At 45.3% G+C, this 351-nt stretch carries 1 protein-coding gene; it reads right to left on the bottom strand.

What is annotated here, in order from left to right; all coding sequences use genetic code 11:
* Positions 1–31: 31 nt before the first annotated feature.
* The coding region (locus J0A65_RS26570) for a hypothetical protein (protein ID WP_206597172.1) at positions 32–351 on the bottom strand (320 nt) is incomplete at its 5' end.

Below are 351 nucleotides of genomic sequence, written 5' to 3'. Positions count from 1 at the left end.
AGCGAGCGGAGCAAGCGATTTGAACCTTTTGTTAGGCAAAGTGCGCACCAATGTATGGCTGGAGTTGCTTTGCAATATGCAGGATTGCCAGAGTAGCTAACAGAGCTATAAGAAAAAAAACGATGGACATAAGCTTACTTCCACCAAAGCGGTTTTGCCAACGCACTCTGAATTTTAAGAACGCGAGCAGTATGAAAGGTACTGTAGCTAAGGTAATGGCTACACCAATTAGCGTTTTGGGGCCTGCAATAAGTACAGAGGCGAACGCAAGAAGCACTCCCATGACAATGGTGCTTTTTCTTTGATGCCAGGGGTTGTGCAGCGGAATTGGTTCCATAATTTTGCCTAACT

The sequence above is a fragment of the Bowmanella yangjiangensis genome, from assembly GCF_017255015.1.
Taxonomy (GTDB): Bacteria; Pseudomonadota; Gammaproteobacteria; order Enterobacterales; family Alteromonadaceae; genus Bowmanella; species Bowmanella yangjiangensis.
This window is presented reverse-complemented; position numbering and strand designations above follow the sequence as displayed.